The following is an 18,647-nucleotide window of genomic DNA, read 5'->3' as shown; positions in this document are numbered from 1 at the left end:
TTAGCTTAGCAATCGTATTTTGACGACCAAATTTTTTTAATAATGACAATGGTCAACATAGATGATTCATCTATCATGCATGTTTACGTTTTTGCTATAGATTAACAGAGTTTTTTTGCTACCATTGCTGTCATTATGAGTGATTTTTTCACAAGGTGTTTTTGAGGTACTCAATCGATGCTTGGAGCTTAATTAGCCAATTTGAGTAATACTACTCGAATCTAGAAGCTATTTTGCAAAAGCTGATTTTTATAATTACTCAATACTTTACCTTCACATAATAAAAATACCTCAATCTGCCTATATCGTTGCACGCTAGGCATCGGTTAACTCTTTAAACCAAACTGGGCTTGATGCCAAAAAACAGTGATATCAGAGTACGTAAGTGACAATATGACAAGTAAACAGTATAACTATAGCGGTTGGACAGCTTTTAGTATCGCCACTTTGCTACTGTTGCAAGGGACAATGGCTATGTCTGCCCAAGCGGCTAACGCGAGTAAAAGTGGTCATCGCGTGCTGATGATTGAGATGACACCAGCATTATGTAACTTGCAACCAACGCGTTCACGTATGCGTCAGTGTCTCGAAGGCTATTCTTTGACTGTGTCAGGTTTAGACATGGGTTATGGGGAAAGCTGCGGACGTGGTAGTGAACCGCGTATCACACCGCTACAGCTAAAAGTCGTCAACCGTATTATGCCCGATACCACAGTGCGTACCCAAGCGTGGCAACGTTATGGCGCTTGTAGTCCATTAAGCTCCAGTAATTACTTCCGCCAAATCACTAACTATGCGGGCGCTCTCAAGCTGCCAAATGAGCTAAACACGGGCAATAGTTATACGGTATTAAAATCTCGTTTTATCGGTCAAATGACCAGCTTAAATAGTGGTATGACTCCTGCTAGTGTCGATCTGATTTGTCAGGCAGGTACGCAACGTCAAATGATATTGACGGATGTACATGTCTGTTATGAAGGCAGTGAATTTGGCAACTGTCATAATGTCGTGGACAATTGTGGCAGTAAATTCGTTATTTCAGGCGGTAAATAATCCGTCTTTGTCTGGTTTGATTATCTCTCCTTTTACATCGCATACCCTACGTTTAACCTATTTCTATCCTGCTATATAAATTGCAAATATATCATCGTATAAAATGTAACAATATAGTTAGGGATAGGTTTCTTGCTTTATCTAGACGCTTAATAGACTGAAGTGCTACACTAGCTCTCGGTTTATGACTACTATAGTAATCTAGTAAGCATTCAGCGAGTAAGTCGCTATCTAAATCGATAATCACCAATTAGAATCGTGAATATCTAATCAATAATTAGGGAGTATTCAATGTCAATGAAACAGCCTGTACGCGTTGCCGTGACTGGTGCCGCTGGTAATATCAGCTATGCTATGTTATTTCGTATTGCTTCTGGCGAGATGCTAGGCAAAGATCAGCCAGTGATTCTGCAATTACTTGAAATCGCTCCAGCACTCGACGCCCTAAAGGGTGTGGTCATGGAATTAGAAGACTGTGCATTCCCATTATTGGCTGGTGTCGTCCAAACCGATGATGCGACCGTGGCTTTTAAAGATGTCGATTATGCGTTACTCGTAGGCTCACGCCCTCGTGGTCCTGGTATGGAACGTAAGGATTTGCTAGAAGCCAATGCTGCGATTTTCTCAGCGCAAGGTAAAGCATTGAATGATGTTGCAAGCCGTGATGTTAAAGTATTAGTAGTAGGTAATCCTGCTAACACCAACGCTGTTATCGCTCAGCGTAACGCACCGGATTTAGATCCACGTAACTTCACTGCCATGACTCGCCTAGATCATAACCGTGCAATGGCACAGTTAGCTGGCAAGACTGACAGCACGGTTAATGACGTGAAGAAAATGATCATCTGGGGCAACCATTCATCAACTCAGTATCCTGATTTGACGGCGAGCACTGTAAATGGCAAACCAGCGTTAGACTTGGTTGATCGCGCATGGTATGAAGGTACTTATATCCCAGAAGTACAACAACGTGGCGCTGCAATCATCAAAGCACGCGGTGCATCATCTGCTGCTTCTGCTGCCAACGCGGCTATCGCACATGTACGCACGTGGGTAATGGGTACTGATGAGAATGATTGGGTATCTATGGGTGTCTATTCAAACGGCGAGTACGGTATTGCTAAAGGTTTGATTTACTCATTCCCAGTAACTTGTGCTAACGGCGATTGGTCTATCGTAGATGGTGTTGATGTGTCATCAGATTTCTCAAAAGAGAAAATGGCAGCCACTGAGCAAGAGCTGAGCGAAGAGCGTGATGCAGTGGCACACTTATTACCGTAAGCTTTTAGGCTATTGTCATATTAGGGCTGTTTATATTTAGCACTAAGTAAAAAGCCCTCATTTATCATGAGGGCTTTTTTTGTTTGAATTTTAGCGTGCTGTCAGCATTATTTATGTTTTATCAATAAATAGCCTACTTGTGATGCCTATTTCCGCATAATGCTTAAAGGTTAATACAATTGATAACGTTAGACAAACGTTGATTAACAGCTATTACTATAAAGCTTGCTACAATAATCAGGTTAATTTAAATAATAAGCATAAGTAAATTTTGCCATTTAAGGAGAAAATGTATGTTAGGCGAACCTGAATATAATATGAATGAGCTGTTTGCTCAGTTGGGTCTTGAGAGCTCAGACGAAGCGATTGATCATTTTATTGAAAACAATCAATTAGCAAAAGAAGAAAAATTGATAGAAGCCAGTATCTGGAATGACAATCAACGTATGTTCCTACAAGAAGAATGGGAAAAAGATGCAGCGTGGGTAGAAGTGATTGATGAGTTGAATGTACGTTTGCACCCACAGGCGTAAGTTATCAGTTAGGCAATAAAAAATATCCTGATAATAAACCAGCCATTAAAAAGCCCACAACTTTAAAGGTTGTGGGTTTTTATTTATCAATGATTTGCTTAAAAGGGTCACTACTTAACCGTCCGTTTGCTTGTCTCGCCATTCAATCAATTCTTGTACATCATGATGAATACCTTCTTTTAGCGCATCCAAACTTTCGTAATGGCGTTCTCCATGCAAATAATGCAAAAAACGCACCTGCAAGGTTAAACCATATAAGTCGGCTTGCAGTTGTGGAAAGTGTACTTCCAAACGCCAATCATGGGTTTTGTCGACGGAAGGTCTAGTGCCGATATTAGCAGTACCAAACAAACTGTGTGCCTGCAAACCTGCTATACCTTTATGACCATCATCTGCACGTCTGACTAAATCGCTTGGTATAACATTGCCATCATTATCTAGGCTAACCACATCGACCGCAAAAATACCATGTAAGGCAGGCTTAATACGTTTTAGGTCAATATTAGCAGTCGGGAAGTCCATGGTGCGACCAATTTTATCACCGCCAACGACCGTGCCAGTAATAGCGTAATCTCGACCAAGTAATGCATTAGCCGCATTGATATCACCTGCCAATAAGAGATCCCGAATACGAGTGGAGCTGATGCGTGCTGCTTTATGATTATCGTCAGTAATCGTATCTAGATTGGTCACATGCAAACCATAATCGCGTAAAAACTGACTGTCACCAGTACGATCATGCCCAAATTTAAAATCATCACCCAATACCAAGGCTTGTACATTTAAACGCTGTGCTAAAATATCTGCAAATGCCTGCGCTGATAATGAGCGAAATTCGTTGTCGAAGCCTGCCACAATCAAGGTTTCAACGCCATATTCTGCTAGCAACGCTTGCTTTTCAGCAAGATTGGTTAAACGGGCTGGGGCAGCAGCAGGAGCAAAGAACTCTCTTGGCTGTGGCTCAAATATCATCACGGCAGAGCCAAGATTACGCGTCTTTGCAAGTTCGCGCACTTGAGTAAGCATCGCTTGATGTCCCAAATGCACGCCATCAAAATTGCCAATAGTGAGCACACAGGGCGCTAAAGCTACTGGGTTGGTATTGGTAGGCGAAGCGTCTGAAGACGCCAGCAGTTGCTCAAGAAAATAGGTATTCATAAATGTTCAGCTATGATAGATGAAACCAGATAAAAAATGAAAAACACATTTGGATATAAAATCGATGTGTTTAAAATCAGCCATTATAAAGTAAAATAGCCAGACTAACATCCTATAGTCTGCTGATAATGGCAGAACGGTATTGTCCGTTTTATATCACAGTTATTTTACTGACTGAAGCTTGTTTGACTACCTAGATATCGCTTTATAGGGTGATCAAACTATTAACGATGAATAACCCATTACGGAGGTGCTATGTCTGCAATAACAGCTAACCCACATTCTAAACCTATTTTTGATCGGGCTAATTTGCCTATATTGACGAATAAGTTTGGCGATACATTTATGGTGCAGTATGCGACTGCAAATGATTTATCTGAAGTTTTAGCCATTTATAATCAAAGTATTGCTGGTAAGCAGGCAACAGCCAATCTAGAACCAGTGACTTATGAAGAGCGGGCAGCTTGGTTTGTAGAACATATCGAGAGTGCAACACGACCTATCTATGTCGTTAGAATGATAGATATAGCTGTGGAAGACGATATGCATAAAAAACACCCGTCAATTGTCGCATGGGGCAGCTTTAGTGATTTGTATGCGCGTCCGGCTTATCATATTAGTAGCGAGATCAGCATTTATATTCATAATAACTATCATAGTCGAGGTCTAGGTAGTTTATTGCTTCGCTGGATGTTGCAGCAAGCGCCAAGCCTCGGTATTCGTAATGTTGCAGCGCTTATTTTTGCCCATAACCAGCCAAGCTTGGGGTTATTTCGTAAGCTTGGCTTTGAGCAATGGGGGTTGATGCCACAAGTCTGTGATATGGATGGATTTATCGCTGATGTGGTGATGCTGGGTAAACGGGTGCTAGATAATGACAATAATATCTAAGATAGCTATGGTGACATTCCTGCTTTAAACAAGCATTTTTTACCCCAAAATTTTCCATTCACCATTGATTTTTTGCAGCTCATAAGCCAAAGGCGCAGGCTCACTTTGACCTTTTAATCTTAGCTCACCTGTGACCGTGGCTTTTGTTTTATCGCTATTGTACTTGGTATCAATAATAGTGACCGCTTCAACCGTCTGCTTAAAGGCAAACTGGGTATTTTTTAACTCTTCAGCGAAATTCTCCATATCGACTTTATAGTATGACGCCGCTTTTTTAACGTCGCCATAATATAATGTATCCAGTGCTAGTTTTACGGTATTTTCTGGCGTACCTGCTTCGGTTCGATTGGTTAATATACTTGGCTCTTTCACTGCGGCTGCGATAGGGCTGATATCTTGACTGACGATGTCGTTATCTGTCTTAGCCGTATCACTGTTAGCTATGCTATCAGTCTTATTAACATCAGGTGTACTATCAACATCATCCGTGCTATTAACAGTATTTATGGCAGATGAGCCGTCTGTTGTCTCGTCTGCTGGCTGGGTCTCTACCTTGTTATTATCGCTACAACCGCTTATTAATAGTCCAGCACTGAGTAGACCGGTCGCAAAAATCATAGGTAAGCGTTGAGCTGCAAGCTGCTGAGTAGTCATATAAAACCTTAATATTGAGTAATTTAACAATAAGCCATTATGGCAACTATCAGCAGTATGCACTGTCAATTCTCATATTGAGCTTGTTTTGGTTTGGTAAACCAATAATTTATCACACCCTTTTAACCATGTTTGAGTTGGCGAGGACGGAAGCCTGTTGCTAATAATACTCCGCCGTAAACCAGCGCACCGACCACACACATAATCAGCAGCGCAACCAAACGTTGCCACTGTGCCTTATCGGTTGGAAAGTACGGTAGCATGACATAAAGCACGGCGATCATGGCACTGGTAGAGATTGCAAACTGCGCAAACAGTTTTTTCCAGTGACTACCAAAACGGAAAATATCACGCTTATGCAAGAAGTAATACAGTAAGCCTGCATTCACAAATGATGCGCCAGTCGTCGCAAGTGCCAGACCGCCATGCAATGGAATCTCAAGGAAGTAAAATATCCCAATGAAGATAACACTAAAGATCATATTAGCAAAAACGGAAATAATACCGATTCTGACGGGCGTACGGATATCTTGACGAGCAAAAAACGCAGGGGCAAAGACTTTAATCAACATAAAGCCTAAGATGCCACCCGCCATGCTTTTTAGCGCAAGCGAACTCATTTGCGCATCACGTAACGTAAATTCGCCACGTAAAAATAGCGCTTGCATGAGCACGTCAGACAGAATAAACAGTGCTGCCGATGCAGGTACACCGACTAAGATAATTAAGCGAGCTGCCCAATCGATGGTCTTTTTAAAACTGACATCGTCTTTTTGGGCTTCACTTTTTGATAGGCTTGGTAAAATGACTGTACCAATTGCCACACCAATTAAACCAAGGGGTAACTCGCTCATACGCTCAGCGGCATATAGCCACGAGACTGAGCCGCCAATCATCAAAGAGGCAAAGATAGTATTTAATAGCAGATTAATTTGAGTAACCGATACCCCAAAGATAGCAGGTAGCATCAGCTTTAATATGCGTCTGACGCCTTCATGCTGGAAGTCGATTTTGGGCATCACCAGTAGTTTTTGCTGGGATAACTGCGGCAATTGCAGTAGGAGCTGTAATAAACCGGCGATAGCGACCGCATAACCGAGCGCCATAATGGGCGTCTCAAACATAGGTGCAAAAACCAGCGCGCCACCAATCATACACAGATTGAGTAATACAGGTGCAAAGGCTGGTGCCGCAAAACGTCCGTAACTTTGTAAAATGCCACTGGCAAAAGCGGTCATGGAGATAAATAATAAGTAAGGGAAGGTTAGGCGCAACAGCTCAGCGGTAATCGCAAACTTATCAGGTTGATCAGCAAAACCGGGCGCAAATAAAGTCACGACCCACGGTGCCATTAAAATAACCACTACGGTCAGCATCGATAAAATTAACATCAGCGCGCCTGACGTGCGACTGACTAATATCTGTACTTCTCGTAGACTATATTTTTCTTTATATTCAGATAAAACAGGTACAAAGGCCTGACTAAATGCGCCTTCAGCAAACAGGCGTCGCAGAAAGTTCGGTATCTTAAAGGCGACCAAGAAAGCGTCCATCAGACCGCCAGCGCCAAAGACACCTAGTAATACGATATCGCGTACCAGACCTAAAATACGAGATAGCATGGTCATACTGCTGACTACCATGGTTGAACGAAATAACCGACTTTTTGCCATGAGAACCTATTATGCCAATTTGTTTAGTGATGGTTGCTTGCTGATTTACGAGAGTCAAAAAAACTGTCAGATTATAGCACTTTCATAACCTAGGTAAATGCATTGAATATGGAATATGTATTCTTCTATTTCTTGAGACTTTATCCTCATTGAAATAAGGTTTAGCCCTCAAGAAGGCGGGCTACCATTTCACGCAATTTCGTCCATTCAAAACAATCACCGGGGTCAGTCTTGCGCCCGGGTGCAATGTCACTATGACCAGTCAGATGCCGACGGGTTTTGGGATACGCGTCATAGATTGCGACGATTGCTTTTGCCAATGATTCATACTGCGCCGCGCTAAAGGGCACAAAATCTGACCCTTCAAGCTCAATGCCAATGCTATAATCATTACATTCGGCTCGACCAAGATAGCTCGACCTGCCGGCATGCCATGCACGCTCGTTAAAATTCACAAACTGGGTGATAGTACCGTCACGCTCGATAAATAAATGTGCGGAAACTTCAGCGCCTTTTATTGTCTGAAAATAAGGATGGGCGTCCCAGTCTAATTGATTGGTGAACAAGGCTTTGACGTAGTGGTTGGCATCAGAACCGCACGCGCCAAACTCGTTAGGCGGTAGGCTAATATTGTGAATAACAATTGTATCAATGCTGGTATGTTCAGGTCTTTTATTAGTGTTTGGCGATGCAAGCCACGTGGCGGCAGATAATTGACCCTCGTTGATAGTCATTGATGATGCTATAGACATAATGCTCTCTTTTATCGTGGTTATTAATCAGCAGAAGAATGCGTTTTATCGTAAATTTGGTATAAATAAATAGCAAATATATCGTCATTTCAGTATAAACAAGAGAGATGTCAATAATATTTTGCTAAAAGTCTATTGTTACTCATAAATGTTCAAATTTTTAATGAACGTCCATCACGTGATAAGCGTATCACCTTTACAGTGCGAGATTTTACTTATGTCCATACACTCAGTTTCAAATCGTATTGCGATAGATGGTACGCCAATACAGCTTAGCTGCCGTGCACGTTTGCCACTGGCGATAGCTGGACTGCTGCTAACTGTGCAAGCCCAGGCATTTTTACCAACGCCTGCATCACTGGTTACGACTGGTGAGCTTGCACTTAATACCGATACCAATACTAATACTAACAAGGCTAAAGCCGAAACAGATGCAAATCAGCTGCTAAATCTATGGCGTGAGCAGTCAACGACAAAAAATCTTGCCCAAGATACGACGTGGCGCCGCTTATTATATTTCTCTGATGAGAAAAAAGGCTTGTTTGGCAAAAATAAAAATATCAGTGCGGTCGATGATGCTCGCTTCTTTTTGAGCTCAAATGGGCGTGAGGATTCAGGTGCTGAGCTTGATGCCATGCTTGTTGCCTTTGCTGATGAGATGGCTAATAAAACCAATAATTCTGAAACTAATAATACTGCCCAAGCTAGTAATAGCAACTCTGCGCTATGCCGTTTCCCAGCAAGAGCAAAATGGCTAAGTGATACCTTGGCTATTGATAAGTCAGCGATGCAGGTAACTTGTCCAGAGCTGACAGCTTGGATGCAAAAGCTTGCCCCTGAGCAGCTGTCTATTATGTTTGCCCAAGAGTACTTAGACAATCCTCTGTCTGCTTTTGCGCATACCTTGTTGCGTATCGATTCAAAAGCAAGTGTGGCTGATCTAAGCCAAATTCATCATGCTTATGCGCTAAATGATACGGTCGATGGCGATACCAAAGATAACTTTGTATTGTATGCCATCAAATCTATGACGGGCGGCTATAACAATCTGATCGAGATTGACCCTTATCCAGAAAAGCTTGCTAAATATCTGCAAGACGATGAGCGTGATGCGTGGACATATCAATTGGATTTGACCCCAGAGGAAGTACAGCAAATCATATTGCACGTTTGGGAAACCAAAGAGTTAAAATTGCCCTATTACTTTACCTCTGACAATTGCGCCTCTGAGATTTTGCGCCTGATAGATGTGGTACGTCCAGAGCAGCATTTATTAAGTCAGCTGCCTTATGCCGTTATTCCATCAGATGTGGTACAGCTGCTGAACAAAGAAGGTTTTCTTGCTAGCACCAATTATACGCCGGCTGATAGTACTTTACGCCAAGCACAATTGAACAAAGTCAAACAGGAGAGTAAGCAGCTCGGCTACCATAACAACCCCAAACAGATGCTTAATGAGATTAAGTCGGCCCAGCTCAATAAAGTTTCGAGCATGTCAGCTGATGGTCAGACGTTACTCCCTCACCAGATTGCGGTCTCAGATACCAATCCTCTCAATCGACATTCGCTGCAAATGGGCAGTATTGGTATCGGTCAGCGCGGCGATAATAATTACATCGATCTTGGCGCGCGCGCAGGCTATCACGATACCCTTGATCATCCTTCTGGTTTTCCGCAGTTCTTTGATTTAGAAGGTGCTTCTGCGACTGTGCGTTTGTATGACACAGATATTGATAAAGCCAATCAGCCAAAAAGTGTGGTGTTACAGAATTTGACTTTGATTAAAGGGCGTTCTTTTAACCCTGTCAATTCGGCTAAGAAGGGCAAAACCTGGGGCGCGAGTATAGAGGCCACGCGTGTAAACGATGGCTCGCAGCAAGACGGTACCGATCATTTAGTTGGAAGCTTGGGCTATGAGTCTGGTTGGTCATGGGCGTTTGGAACGCCTAGTGCAGGGACGGGCGAGATGCCGCCACAGCTTTGTTATACCTTTTTGGCAGGTACCGCGCAAACGGGGCGTGGTATTAATAAAGGCTTTCGTGTCGGCGCAGGCGTAAACGCTGGCTGTCGTTATCAGATTAACAATCAGTTACGTGCGCAGGCTGAATTGCAATTGCCATATTGGTATCATGGCAGCAGCGACGACTCTAATGTGCGCGGTCATTATTGGCAGCCGATATCAAGCTTAGGGCTGCAATACGATATCGATAAAAAACAAGCATTACGTATCAATGCCAATTATGAATGGCAAGATCGCATTGATGCCAATGACGATGTACAGCTGTCATATCGACGTTATTTTTAGCAGCCACCAGTATTTTTAGCAGCATCTTCAAAGGCAGGCAGGAATTATGATGAATACGCATAATATATTAATTATCGGTCAAGGTGACATTGGATTACCAGTGACCAATAAGCTTGCGCAAGATGGCTTAATAGTCACTGGGCTGGCACGTCGTGAACGTCAAAATTATGCATTGAGCGATAATGCCAAATTTATGCAAGCAGATGCGTTGACGCTTAGCGCTGAGCAACTGCAAGACTTTACTCATATTGCTATCATCGTCACCCCTGATGAGTACTCAACCAATGGTTATCACAGTAGCTACTTGGCGATTAACCAGCATTTAGCGTTGCTTGCGGATAAACTATCCAATCTTCAGCGCATTGTTTTTATTTCTTCAACTGGCATCTATGGGCAAGATAACGGTGAATGGATCGATAAAGATACCGTGCCGATGCTGCCTAAACGCGAAGCATCACAGGTGATATTGCAAGCAGAGCAAATGCTGAAACAAGGTTTTGATAATAAAACAATTATCATCCGCCCAAGTGGTATTTATGGGCGCGAGCGCTTAATGCGTGTGCGAAAAGCTCAAGAGTCAGAGAAAAAGCCGATAGCAGCTGGCGTGTGGACCAATCGCATTATGGACTCTGATTTGGTCAATATTATCGCCAAGGTACTGACGATAGAGGTACCAAAGCCTGTTTATATTGCAACCGATTATTTGCCAGTGACGTCCTTTACGCTGACCACTTGGCTATGTGAGCAACTGGGTGAAGCGCTGCCAGTACTTGATGATAAGAATAGCGCCATGACCGGAAAGCGCCTACATAGCAATATTCCGTTAGCGTGGCTGACGTATCCTGATTGGCAAATGGGATATGAAGATATTTTGCGTCATCAGAATTAATAAATTAGCTATAGTGCTTAAATACGTTTTCAAATATATTGTTCATGAGTGCTGTTTTATAATAGCACTCACTTAGGGAGATTTCATGACCCAGCCTTTTACTTCTGATGAAGGTTTATTCAGTGTTGATCTTGTGGCAGAGGGTCAGTTTGCAAATAATAATGCGGTGCAATCAGCCGTTTTATTCAGTAGTGACCAGCCTGCGATTGTCCATCCTAATTTTGATCCGACGCAAGTGCCATTAGATCCTGCAAGACCGCTGACAGATATTCCAGAACCAGCGCGACGCTTAAATGGGCAATTACGCCGATTATATGGCAATGCTGCCCGTTTTTATCAGCCTGATAAGGACAGCTTGTCAAAATGGTCGCTTATTGCGTCAGAGGCATTAGCAGAACATTTATCATTACTAAACGCTGCTAAATTGATAGCGCTGCCTGATAGTTTTTATCACAATCAGAGCGAGCAGCCATTAATGTCGTCGTTAAATGAGATGGTTTTACTAGATATGTCAGATATTCAACAAGCAATTCGGGCGTATCCAAGATTGAATCGTTATGGATTTTCAGAGACAGAGAGCAAAGAGAGTGATAAAGATATTAATGCTAAAACCAAAGTATCTGCTGCACTATCTCTGCGCACCCTGACCAAACGCTATAACCCTGATGAGCTTTTAAATAGTATGTATGCTGATGACTGGCACGTAATACTGCAGCCGCAGCAGTTCGAGTTAGGTGAGGGCAGCTTAGCGACTGATATTATGGCGTGTAGCGTTGCTGTTCATGCTTTAAAGCAGTGCAGCCGCCGCAAAAGTATCAACCATAGTTATAGTGCCGCGCAAATTTGCCAGCATATACGCAGCTACTTACTCAGTCAGAGTATCTGTGAGCCTGCTCAGCGGCATGCCTATCGCCAAATTCGAATTTTTGCAGGGCATGTGATCATAGCCGCTCATCATTTGGGCTGGAACATTCAAGTGAGTCGTGATGGTCACTGTTATTTTGATCTCTCTTCACGTTGCGGTCTTCTGACCCGATATCCCAATATGCAAGATTATGATATCAATGGTTGGTCAAGTTAAGCGCCAACGCCTATAATGCGCGTCATGATAATCATTTTTAAACCTTTCTTTTTGTTCATAGGAATTCTCTAATGCCCCATGCCCAATACGCTAACAATGCCCCATTTTCATCTCATGCCTTTATTCAACTGGCGTTAGACAACCAAGTCTTAAAGTTTGGCGAGTTTGTCTTAAAGTCTGGTCGCATTAGTCCGTATTTTTTTAATGCAGGTCTGCTTGCATCAGGTGAGATGTTGTCGCTATTAGCACGTGGTTATGCAGATGCCTTAGCTGAACAGATGGCTGCTACAAATGAGGGTAAAGGCGCACAAGAATTGGTTATCTTTGGTGCCGCTTATAAGGGTATTCCCTTTGTGGCAGCAACTGCACAGGCTTTATGGTTACATCATGGTATCAATGCCAACTGGGGTTACAACCGTAAAGAAGCCAAAACACACGGTGAAGGTGGTAATTTGGTCGGCGCTGACGTCAGTGGCAAGGCGGTTTGGGTATTGGATGATGTCATTACCGCTGGTACAGCGATGCGTGAAGTGGTTGAGATTTTAAAACAAGCAGGCGCACATGTTGCTGGTATTATTGTGGCGCTTGACCGTAAGGAAAAAGGCTTAGCAGAGCGCTCGGCAATTCAGGAACTGGCGGCAACGTTAAACGTTCCAGTGCGCGCCCTTGTCGATATTGACGACTTAATCAGCTATCTGGCAGAGGGTGGTCATTCGAATCAAAATGCAACCCAACTTGCAAAAATGCAGCATTACCGTGGTCAATATGGCGTATAGTTAATCGAAACCATTGCTAACTATATTTGCCTATATTGGCATGCTGATATGTGATTTGTGTGTATTTTATCTATTAATAACATCCTGTAAATGAGTATTCTTATGAGCCTAGAACAGCCAAAAAAATCTTTGAACATACTTGTGATTATGGATCCCATTGAGCAAGTTAATTATAAAAAAGATACTAGCCTTGCTATGATGTGGTCGGCGCAAGATCGCGGTCATCGTTTGGGTTACTGTCAGATTCATGATTTATGGCTTGATCGTGGGCAGTTGATGATCGATACGCAGTCAGTTACTGTCAAGCGTGATCCTGAGGATTTTTATACGTTAGGGGATAAGACGACAGGTTCGGTCAGCGATTATGATGTGATTTTGATGCGTAAAGATCCACCGTTTGACATGCGCTTTATTTATGCAACTTATATGCTTGACCATGCAAAAGCAGCAGGCGTATTAGTCGTCAATGACCCACAAGCCATTCGTGATTGTAATGAGAAATTGTTTGCCACTTGGTTTAGCGACTATATGAGCCCAACGATTGTGACCAGTAAACAGGCTCACATTCGCAAATTTATCGCTGAGCATCAAGACGTTATTGTCAAGCCATTAGATGGTATGGGCGGTACGGGTATATTTCGTTTGACTGCTGATAGCCCAAATATTGGCGTGACGCTTGAGATGTTGACTGAGCTTGAAACGCTGCCGATTATGGCGCAGCGTTATCTACCAGAGATTAAAGAAGGTGATAAGCGCGTACTTATTGTCGATGGCACTGTGGTTGACTATACATTGGCTCGTATTCCAACAAAGGGTGAAACGCGTGGGAATCTTGCCGCTGGTGGTAGCGGTGTAGCCATGCCGCTGACCGATATCGAACGCCAAGTCGCAGAAGTGGTCGCGTCTATTGTCAAAGCAAAAGGTTTAATGTTCGTTGGTTTAGACCTAATTGGCGGACGCATTACGGAAATTAATGTCACCAGTCCAACCTGTGTGCGTGAGATTGATGACCAATGTGGTACAGACATTGCGACCGATTTTATCATCGCAATAGAGCGAAGACTGGCAATCTGATAGGCTGCTAAAGTTTGTTAGTTAAATAAGCTGTAAGGATAGAGTAATGTAATGCTCATCTACTGGCACAATGAGTGAAAATAGTTGTGCTAACATAGATCGTTAAAACGTCAGGGAACTAGCGTTTTGATAACGATTTCGCGGTATTTACCAAAGCCAAGTCGCGATTATTCACGGCTTGGATTTTTGTTATTGGTCGGGCAGAAATGACTATATATCAGACCACGATTTACACTATACTATGCGGGCTTTTAAACAGCTCTAATGACCCGATGAGTAAGATGGCTATAGGACAATAAGTCCTTCATATCAATACAAAAAAGATAGGCAGGCGTTTCATGAAGACACCGCACATATTAATGATGGCTGCTGGTACTGGCGGGCATGTATTTCCAGCACTTGCGGTTAGTGAAGAACTGACTAAGCGCGGTGCGATGATTCATTGGTTAGGCACACCAAACGGTATGGAGAATGGTTTGGTGGCGCCAACCGGTTATCCTTTTCATGCGATTGAGATGCAAGGCTTACGCGGTAAAGGGATTGGGCGTTTGCTTAAAATGCCAGTTACATTGCTTTCTGCGACTATGGCAGTGATCAAAATCATTCGTGGTAATAATATTGATATAGTGGTTGGCTTTGGCGGATATGTCAGCGCACCCGGCGGTATAGCAGCCCGTTTGACCAAGACACCGCTTATTATCCATGAGCAAAATGCCATTGCTGGCATGAGTAACCGCTACTTAGCGAAGATGGCGACCAAAGTCTTGCAAGCGTTTGAAAATACCTTTGGCAATAGTCAGCTTGATGCAAAACTTGAAACAGTTGGTAATCCAGTACGTAATGCGATTACTGGTGTTGCTGAACCTATAGCGCGTTATGATATAAATGACTGCTCAGCATTAAAACTGCTAGTGGTTGGCGGCTCACTGGGTGCACAAGTGCTAAATGAGACCGTGCCAAAAGCACTGGCGTTAATAGAAAGTCCGTTTGAGGTACGTCACCAATGCGGGCGTAATAATGAGGCTGCCACACAAGCAGCTTACGATGAGCAAGATTTGAGTATGCACAAGTTTACCGTACAGCCATTTATCGATGATATGGCAGCAGCTTATAACTGGGCAGATATTATTGTTTGCCGTGCTGGTGCGTTGACCGTTACTGAAATCCAAAATGTGGGTATTGCCGCGATCTTTGTACCATTACCAAGTGCAGTTGATGATCATCAAACAGCGAATGCGCGGACGTTAACATTACATAAAGCGGCGATTCTATTACCGCAAAATGAACTGACGCCCAAACGCTTGAGTGAAGAGCTTGCAGCCCTTGATCGACCTGCTTGCTTAGAGATGGCAAAAAAAGGTCATGCGCTTGCCAATCGCCAAGCCTGCCAGCACGTTGCCAATATTATCTGGCAAGCTTTGTAGATAAACAAATAAATACCTGATATTTTTGCCTTACTATATTTTATCCGTCTTATAAAAAGAGAAAACCTTATGCCAACCTCTGCTAAAGCCTTAACCAAACGTTTGATTGAAATACCAGAAATGCGCCGTATTCAGCATTTACATTTTATTGGTATTGGTGGTTCGGGGATGTGTGGTATTGCTGAGGTTATGAATAATCAAGGCTATCAAGTCAGTGGTTCTGATATTACTGAGAGCTTAGTGACCAAACGTTTGGCGCAGATTGGTATTGATATTGCTATCGGTCATGATTCCAAAAACATTGCCAATGCTGATGTCATCGTTGTATCGTCTGCCATCGATCGTAGCAATCCCGAAGTAAAAGCAGCACTCGAAGCACGTCTTCCGGTAGTGCGCCGTGCGGATATGCTTGGTGAATTGATGCGTTATCGTCACGGTATTGCTATTGCTGGGGCGCATGGTAAAACCACCACGACCAGTTTGCTGACCACTATGATGGCAGAAGGCAATTTAGATCCTACTTATGTGATTGGCGGTAAGCTTAATGCTTCGGGTAAAAATGCCGCGCTTGGTAGCAGTCGTTTTCTAATTGCCGAGGCTGATGAGTCTGACGCCTCATTCTTGTCATTGCATCCGATGGCGGCAATTGTCACCAATATTGATCAAGATCATATGGAAACTTATGGCAATAGTTTTGATAAATTAAAGGCAGCTTATATTCAGTTTTTACAAAACATGCCGTTTTATGGTCTGGCAGTGGTCTGCGGTGATGATCCTGAGCTGTACGCGATGATTGATGATATTGGGCGTCCAGTCTTGACCTTTGGTCTTGAGCCATTTAATGATGTACAAGCCGTTGATTTGGTCACCGAAGGTACAAAAACCCATTTTACGGTACTACGTCGTGATCATGAACCATTGCGTCTGACACTGAATATTCCGGGCGTGCATAATGTCTACAATGCGCTTGCAGCCATTACTATGGCGACTGATGAAGGCGTCGATGATGCTGCAATTACCCGTGCGCTACAGAAGTTTGAAGGGGTTGGTCGTCGTTTTGAGCAACATGCCTCTGTGGAGATAGATGATGGTAATGTGCTGCTGATTGATGATTATGGTCATCATCCAAAAGAAGTTGATGCCACCATCAAAGCGGCGCGTCAAAGCTTCCCTGAGCGTCGTTTAGTCATGATGTTCCAGCCTCATCGTTACAGCCGTACCCGTGACTGCTTCGATGATTTTGTCGAAGTACTCTCAAGTGTTGATGAGTTATTATTGTTGGATGTCTATTCTGCTGGTGAAAGCCCTATCGCTGGTGCGGACACCAAAGCCTTAGCACGTAGTATACGTTTGCGCGGTGCCGTCGAGCCAACGATAGTAGATAAAGATAATATTGCCCCTGTCATGCAGCGATTATTGAAAGCAGGTGATATGCTGATCACCCAAGGCGCGGGTAATGTCGGGCAAATAGCTATCGATCTCGCCGCCAATAATCTTTATATCAAATAAGCCTTAGAAGCATTGCTTTAAAAATATTAGGAGCACTAACAATGACCATGAATAATACTAAAGAAAATAATAATATTGATGAAGATGGCGTTAATGTTGAGCAAAACGCTACAGATAACAGTAACAACAACATTAAAGGCAATGTTCAAAATAACACTGCCCCTATTATCAATCCAGAAACAGCTTTAGCAGCTGCTGCACAAGCAGAGCAGGATAAAGTAAATAACAATAGCCAAAGCGCTAATACGTTACCCGCTATTAAAGAAAGTAAAGTAAAAGAGGGGAATGAGTTTGGTAGAGTTGCTGTCATTTACGGTGGGAATAGTAATGAGCGTAGCGTGTCTTTAGACAGCGGTGCAGCTGTATTGCAAGCACTACAAAACCAAGGGGTTGATGCCACGCATTTTGATCCTAAGCATCAAGACATTACTGAACTACGTCAGTATGATCGTGTATTTAATGTCTTACATGGTCGGGGTGGCGAAGATGGTCTGCTGCAAGGCGTGCTACAGTGGTTTGATATTCCTCAAACCGGCTCAGGTATTTTAGCGTCAGCACTTGGTATGGATAAAGTACGTACCAAACAGCTGTGGCAAGGCTGCGGATTATCGACTGCACCGTTTTCACTGCTAACCGCTGATACCGACTGGCAGCAGGTGGTTAATATGTTAGGACTACCCCTGATTATCAAGCCTGTTCATGAAGGCTCAAGCATTGGTATGACTAAGGTTAATAACCTTGATGAGCTTCCTGCTGCCTATGCAACCGCCGTACAATGTGGCGATGTAGTGATGGCGGAGCGCTGGATAACTGGTCGCGAGTTTACTATCGTTATCATTGATGATGAAGCTTATCCTGTCATTCGCCTAGAGCCTGCGGATATCACCAATTTTTATGATTTCGAAGCCAAGTATAATCGTAACGATACCAGCTACTATATCCCTTGTGGTTTAAGTGCTGCGGATGAAAAGCATTTGCAAGATCTAAGTTTATCGGCGTTTCGTGCCGTTGATGCAAAAGGCTGGGGACGTATCGATGCGATGCAAGACGAAGCGGGCAACTTTTGGCTACTTGAGATTAATACCGTACCGGGCATGACCAGTCATAGTTTGGTACCCATGGCAGCCAAAGCTCGTGGCATGGATTTCGAGAGCTTGTGCTGGCATATTTTGGCGCAAACGGTGTAACACCTTATTAAATAAGTCACTGCCTATATACAACAAGCTGTTCTTAGTAATTATACAAGAGTGATTATTTCAATAAATGAGTTATTTAAACTATTTATCATTGTTGAATAGTAGCTTCTCATTATTCGTAATGTATCGCTATAGCTGCTATACCACAGCTTCGTGTAAACTTGTGTAAATTCGTTAGTAGTAGTAGGGGTTAGGCTATTGTTTGAAGGTAAAATGCGTTAATATTGTAACTATCTAGTGGTTTTGGTGATAGTTATACAACGCTTTGGTAAGTCCTTCATTAAATAAGAGAAATGTTACATTTAAAGGCCGATAAGCACACTTTATATTGCCATTTAAAGTTACGAATTGATAGCATATCTATTAAGTGGATTTTACGTCTACTAAGGTGATAAGCG

At 43.0% G+C, this 18,647-nt stretch carries 16 protein-coding genes; 12 read left to right on the top strand and 4 right to left on the bottom strand.

Annotation, left to right across the window (positions count from 1 at the left end):
- The first annotated feature begins 393 nt into the window (after positions 1–393).
- From PCRYO_RS10455 to PCRYO_RS10445, 3 genes are all read left to right on the top strand, one after another.
- Positions 394–1,053, top strand: coding sequence for a ribonuclease T2 (locus PCRYO_RS10455; RefSeq protein WP_011514362.1), 660 nt, complete (start codon positions 394–396; stop codon positions 1,051–1,053).
- Positions 1,054–1,350: 297 nt separating this feature from the next.
- On the top strand, positions 1,351–2,334 hold the full coding sequence (locus tag PCRYO_RS10450) for a malate dehydrogenase (RefSeq protein ID WP_041753599.1): 984 nt from the start codon (positions 1,351–1,353) through the stop codon (positions 2,332–2,334).
- Positions 2,335–2,627: 293 nt separating this feature from the next.
- A complete protein-coding gene (locus tag PCRYO_RS10445) occupies positions 2,628–2,867 on the top strand; it encodes a DUF2789 domain-containing protein (RefSeq protein ID WP_011514360.1) in 240 nt (79 codons plus the stop codon).
- 114 nt (positions 2,868–2,981) lie between these two features.
- Here the strand turns inward: PCRYO_RS10445 and ribF are convergent, their stop codons facing one another.
- Positions 2,982–4,025, bottom strand: coding sequence for a bifunctional riboflavin kinase/FAD synthetase (ribF, locus tag PCRYO_RS10440; protein ID WP_011514359.1), 1,044 nt, complete (start codon positions 4,023–4,025; stop codon positions 2,982–2,984).
- A gap of 255 nt (positions 4,026–4,280) precedes the next feature.
- Between ribF and PCRYO_RS10435 the strand changes: the two genes are divergently transcribed.
- Positions 4,281–4,916 carry a GNAT family N-acetyltransferase gene (locus PCRYO_RS10435; RefSeq protein WP_011514358.1) on the top strand — a complete coding sequence of 212 codons (636 nt, stop codon included), beginning with the start codon at positions 4,281–4,283 and terminating at the stop codon, positions 4,914–4,916.
- A gap of 39 nt (positions 4,917–4,955) precedes the next feature.
- Here the strand turns inward: PCRYO_RS10435 and PCRYO_RS10430 are convergent, their stop codons facing one another.
- From PCRYO_RS10430 to ampD, 3 genes are all read right to left on the bottom strand, one after another.
- Positions 4,956–5,570 carry a hypothetical protein gene (locus tag PCRYO_RS10430; protein ID WP_011514357.1) on the bottom strand — a complete coding sequence of 205 codons (615 nt, stop codon included), beginning with the start codon at positions 5,568–5,570 and terminating at the stop codon, positions 4,956–4,958.
- Between the two features lie 122 nt (positions 5,571–5,692).
- Entirely contained in the window at positions 5,693–7,243 is a 1,551-nt protein-coding gene (gene murJ / locus PCRYO_RS10425; RefSeq protein WP_011514356.1) for a murein biosynthesis integral membrane protein MurJ, read from the bottom strand.
- 161 nt (positions 7,244–7,404) lie between these two features.
- Positions 7,405–7,995 (bottom strand): 1,6-anhydro-N-acetylmuramyl-L-alanine amidase AmpD, encoded by a 591-nt coding sequence (gene ampD, locus PCRYO_RS10420; protein ID WP_011514355.1) that lies wholly within the window; start codon positions 7,993–7,995, stop codon positions 7,405–7,407.
- Between the two features lie 217 nt (positions 7,996–8,212).
- Between ampD and PCRYO_RS10415 the strand changes: the two genes are divergently transcribed.
- The 8 genes from PCRYO_RS10415 (at position 8,213) to PCRYO_RS10380 (ending at position 18,240) form a co-directional block, all read left to right on the top strand.
- Positions 8,213–10,300, top strand: a complete 2,088-nt coding sequence (locus PCRYO_RS10415) for an Lnb N-terminal periplasmic domain-containing protein (protein ID WP_226939362.1) — start codon at positions 8,213–8,215, stop codon at positions 10,298–10,300.
- Between the two features lie 49 nt (positions 10,301–10,349).
- Positions 10,350–11,189 carry an SDR family oxidoreductase gene (locus PCRYO_RS10410; protein ID WP_011514353.1) on the top strand — a complete coding sequence of 280 codons (840 nt, stop codon included), beginning with the start codon at positions 10,350–10,352 and terminating at the stop codon, positions 11,187–11,189.
- Between the two features lie 85 nt (positions 11,190–11,274).
- A complete protein-coding gene (locus PCRYO_RS10405; protein ID WP_011514352.1) occupies positions 11,275–12,270 on the top strand; it encodes a hypothetical protein in 996 nt (331 codons plus the stop codon).
- 71 nt (positions 12,271–12,341) lie between these two features.
- Positions 12,342–13,046: an orotate phosphoribosyltransferase gene (pyrE, locus tag PCRYO_RS10400; RefSeq protein ID WP_011514351.1), complete on the top strand. Its 705-nt coding sequence runs from the start codon at positions 12,342–12,344 to the stop codon at positions 13,044–13,046.
- Between the two features lie 102 nt (positions 13,047–13,148).
- On the top strand, positions 13,149–14,120 hold the full coding sequence (gene gshB, locus PCRYO_RS10395) for a glutathione synthase (protein WP_041753230.1): 972 nt from the start codon (positions 13,149–13,151) through the stop codon (positions 14,118–14,120).
- A gap of 338 nt (positions 14,121–14,458) precedes the next feature.
- Positions 14,459–15,544, top strand: coding sequence for an undecaprenyldiphospho-muramoylpentapeptide beta-N-acetylglucosaminyltransferase (gene murG / locus PCRYO_RS10390; RefSeq protein WP_011514349.1), 1,086 nt, complete (start codon positions 14,459–14,461; stop codon positions 15,542–15,544).
- Between the two features lie 69 nt (positions 15,545–15,613).
- Positions 15,614–17,053 (top strand): UDP-N-acetylmuramate--L-alanine ligase, encoded by a 1,440-nt coding sequence (gene murC / locus PCRYO_RS10385; RefSeq protein ID WP_011514348.1) that lies wholly within the window; start codon positions 15,614–15,616, stop codon positions 17,051–17,053.
- 41 nt (positions 17,054–17,094) lie between these two features.
- Positions 17,095–18,240, top strand: coding sequence for a D-alanine--D-alanine ligase (locus PCRYO_RS10380; protein ID WP_226939361.1), 1,146 nt, complete (start codon positions 17,095–17,097; stop codon positions 18,238–18,240).
- The last annotated feature ends 407 nt before the right edge of the window (positions 18,241–18,647 follow it).

Source organism: Psychrobacter cryohalolentis K5, assembly GCF_000013905.1.
GTDB lineage: Bacteria > Pseudomonadota > Gammaproteobacteria > Pseudomonadales > Moraxellaceae > Psychrobacter > Psychrobacter cryohalolentis.
The sequence above is the reverse complement of the archived record's forward strand: the minus strand, read 5'-3'. Positions and strand labels throughout refer to the sequence as shown.

What these genes read in the sequence shown, in the direction of transcription:
- PCRYO_RS10455 (WP_011514362.1), top strand. Translation starts at nt 394, where the DNA reads ATGACAAGTAAACAGTATAACTATAGCGGTTGGACAGCTTTTAGTATC.
- PCRYO_RS10450 (WP_041753599.1), top strand. Translation starts at nt 1,351, where the DNA reads ATGAAACAGCCTGTACGCGTTGCCGTGACTGGTGCCGCTGGTAATATC.
- PCRYO_RS10445 (WP_011514360.1), top strand. Translation starts at nt 2,628, where the DNA reads ATGTTAGGCGAACCTGAATATAATATGAATGAGCTGTTTGCTCAGTTG.
- ribF (WP_011514359.1), bottom strand. Translation starts at nt 4,025, where the DNA reads ATGAATACCTATTTTCTTGAGCAACTGCTGGCGTCTTCAGACGCTTCG.
- PCRYO_RS10435 (WP_011514358.1), top strand. Translation starts at nt 4,281, where the DNA reads ATGTCTGCAATAACAGCTAACCCACATTCTAAACCTATTTTTGATCGG.
- PCRYO_RS10430 (WP_011514357.1), bottom strand. Translation starts at nt 5,570, where the DNA reads ATGACTACTCAGCAGCTTGCAGCTCAACGCTTACCTATGATTTTTGCG.
- murJ (WP_011514356.1), bottom strand. Translation starts at nt 7,243, where the DNA reads ATGGCAAAAAGTCGGTTATTTCGTTCAACCATGGTAGTCAGCAGTATG.
- ampD (WP_011514355.1), bottom strand. Translation starts at nt 7,995, where the DNA reads ATGTCTATAGCATCATCAATGACTATCAACGAGGGTCAATTATCTGCC.
- PCRYO_RS10415 (WP_226939362.1), top strand. Translation starts at nt 8,213, where the DNA reads ATGTCCATACACTCAGTTTCAAATCGTATTGCGATAGATGGTACGCCA.
- PCRYO_RS10410 (WP_011514353.1), top strand. Translation starts at nt 10,350, where the DNA reads ATGAATACGCATAATATATTAATTATCGGTCAAGGTGACATTGGATTA.
- PCRYO_RS10405 (WP_011514352.1), top strand. Translation starts at nt 11,275, where the DNA reads ATGACCCAGCCTTTTACTTCTGATGAAGGTTTATTCAGTGTTGATCTT.
- pyrE (WP_011514351.1), top strand. Translation starts at nt 12,342, where the DNA reads ATGCCCCATGCCCAATACGCTAACAATGCCCCATTTTCATCTCATGCC.
- gshB (WP_041753230.1), top strand. Translation starts at nt 13,149, where the DNA reads ATGAGCCTAGAACAGCCAAAAAAATCTTTGAACATACTTGTGATTATG.
- murG (WP_011514349.1), top strand. Translation starts at nt 14,459, where the DNA reads ATGAAGACACCGCACATATTAATGATGGCTGCTGGTACTGGCGGGCAT.
- murC (WP_011514348.1), top strand. Translation starts at nt 15,614, where the DNA reads ATGCCAACCTCTGCTAAAGCCTTAACCAAACGTTTGATTGAAATACCA.
- PCRYO_RS10380 (WP_226939361.1), top strand. Translation starts at nt 17,095, where the DNA reads ATGACCATGAATAATACTAAAGAAAATAATAATATTGATGAAGATGGC.